Genomic DNA, 2,614 nt, shown 5'->3' with positions numbered 1-2,614 from the left:
TTAGCTGATAGCTTACCCCGACTCCCGATTCCCTACTCCCGATTCCCTACTCCCTACTCCCTACTCCCTACTCCCTACTCCCTACTCCCGATTCCCGATTCCCGACTCCCGATTCCCGATTCCCGATTCCCTGTTCCCTGTTCCCTACTCTAAAAGAGTGTCACAAACATCGAGGATGAAGTCCACCATAGGTACAAATATATCGAAGTTGCTGCTCATCTAAATTTTTAACATTAGCAAAATCAACCCCCTTGATCCGGGCTAAATTCGATTTAGGTGGAGGCAAAGTAATAAATTGATTAGCCTTAGTCTGTTTAGCCATAGCAAAGGTAACTCCCTTAAAATCTGCTCCAGCTAAATTAGCCCCTCGCAAATCCGCAGCACTGAGATTAGCGTAACGTAGCTTAGCATTGTACAGCTTAGCATTGCGTAAATTAGCCCCTACCAATTGGGTTGAATTGAAATCAACATTTTTGAGATTAGCATTACTCAAATTTGCCCTAGAAAGATTCGCTCCTTGCCAGCTTGATTGACTTAAATCAGCAGAAGAGAAATCACTCCTCACAGCACTAACTTTGCCCAAACGAGCACCATGGAGACTAGAGAGACTGAATTTTGCTTCCCCCAAATTGGCTCCTGTCAGGCTAGCATTTTCTAAGATAGCTCTACGGAAATCAGCATTAATCAACTGGGCACTGCTGAGATTGGCACCGATCAGGCTGCTGTTATAAAATCTAGCTCGGTTCAGGGTTGCCCCGATTAAATTGGTGCGATTCATCAAGACATTATCGAGAATAGCACCAGTGAGGTTAACTGCCCTCAGATCAGCTCCGCTGAAGTCGCTGACCCAATCATCAAAAGTGCCAAAATGTTGATCCTCACCAGGGCCATAGAAGCGACTACCCTGCAAATTAGCACCGGACAAATTAGCGTAGCGGAAATTAATGCCCGACAAATTCAGGTTGTCCAGAATTGGATTAAAATAGCCATAACCCTGATTAACCTTACTGAGGTTAATATAGCTCAGGTTAGCATTATGCACTTGACCGTCGTAGATAGTCAGAATTTTCGAGATAGCTTGCTTAGTTGCTCGGTGCCGCACCGCTAGCACTCCCCCAACCCCTGGTTTACCTTCCCTGGTTAGGGTTTTCTGGTCGTTTGCCAAAGATTGATTCAATATTCGTAGATGGGGAAGGGGTTGAACACCTTTACTGACCAAAGTTTGTTGGAGGGTATCAATCAAGCTAGGGGTATTTTCCTGACCCAGCAAATCCACCAGAAACGGTACAGCACGATGGTCGTCTATCCTACCTAGAGCCAGAATTGATCCCAAACGTTTTTCTTGAGCAGTGCTATCAGTAGAGCTTAATTGTTTCACTAAGGTCAGAAAGACCTCATTTTTCTGCTGATTGAACGCTCGCCAATTGGCCTGACTTTGAATATAGATTTGGGTTCCCACAAACGTGCCCAGTACAGAACCCATCCCGCCAAAGGTAACAATTAGCAGAGTAAGACCGGGATGTCGGCGCATCCACAACCAAAGATTGGGGGAGTGCTGTTGCGATAATGAGATCAGGGTAATGGGATTAACTGTTGCGCTACGGTAACCCGAGGTAGCTTCCTGGTGATTAGACCATTGCCCATCAGTTTCCTCCTCTAGCTCAACCTCTTCATACTCGGGTGTTGGGGAGGATTCAAAACTTGACCAGTACGGTAAGAGCAACCGAGAGGAATCCGAGACATAAGTTCCGGCTATGTAGTCGTGGAGGCTGCGATGTTGAGGATTTAATACAGAACAAAAACTCTCTGCCAATAGCATCAATCCTGCCAATCCCAACAAAATCACCAAGTCAGGAAACGCTCCAGTGTAGCGCCAGAGTAAATAAGCACTTCCCAGTGGTAATCCCCAGCGTCCCACTGCCTCACGCCACACCGCACCGATCAAACCAGGGGGTTTTCCCGAAGCGGTAACCACTCGCACTCCAAACCAACCTTTGGGAGTAGTTTGACCAGTTTTTCCCAGCAGATAAAGTTGCCATAGGGTTACTCCTACTGGCATCACTAACGAAGCACACCAAAAAAAATTGGTCAGGGGAGTGACTCGCTTGGTTAGTTGTAGGCGGGGGTAAGCTAGAGTTTTTGCGATCGCATTCTGGGTTGCCCCCAAAACTGGGTTAAGGGGAACCGGTTCTGCCTTCGAGTATTTTTCTGCATACAAACCAATCCCGTAAGGGAGCAATGCACTAGTAGTTACCAGCGATACTTCCAAAAGCGCTGCCACGCAACGCCTAGTCACCAGTGGCAGAACCAAGTTCAGTCGCAGCGGAAAATACCAGCTACCTTCTCGGTGTTGACCTGTTTTTAGAGTGGGGCTAGCCATATTTAATACTCAGGCTGCGATTTTTGGCTTTTTAATGACTGTGAACACTGATTTCAAGGATCAGTAAGCAAATAAGGGCGAGATTATCGCAGATTTTGCTTCATACCATTTTTTGGGGCAAACACCTGATGACTATATATAAGTACGTCCAGACTCAACCGGTTGAATACCGGCGAGAGCACTGATCCGCTATGAAATCAGCCTCATTATTATATAGCAGTTTTCAATTGGGTA

The 2,614-nt window shown here is 46.4% G+C and carries 1 protein-coding gene; it reads right to left on the bottom strand.

Features of this window, described 5'->3' with window-relative positions; translation table 11 throughout:
• Window positions 1-160: 160 nt before the first annotated feature.
• Complete coding sequence (locus tag F6K20_RS33435; protein ID WP_287297643.1) at window positions 161-2,380, bottom strand: pentapeptide repeat-containing protein; 2,220 nt, start codon at window positions 2,378-2,380, stop codon at window positions 161-163.
• Between the last annotated feature and the right edge of the window lie 234 nt (window positions 2,381-2,614).

Origin of the sequence: Moorena sp. SIO2C4, from assembly GCF_010672485.1 — a bacterium.
Taxonomy (GTDB): domain Bacteria; phylum Cyanobacteriota; class Cyanobacteriia; order Cyanobacteriales; family Coleofasciculaceae; genus Moorena; species Moorena producens.
This window is presented reverse-complemented; position numbering and strand designations above follow the sequence as displayed.

Excerpts from the sequence above, each read along its gene's own strand:
- F6K20_RS33435 (WP_287297643.1), bottom strand. The coding sequence starts at position 2,380 with ATGGCTAGCCCCACTCTAAAAACAGGTCAACACCGAGAAGGTAGCTGG.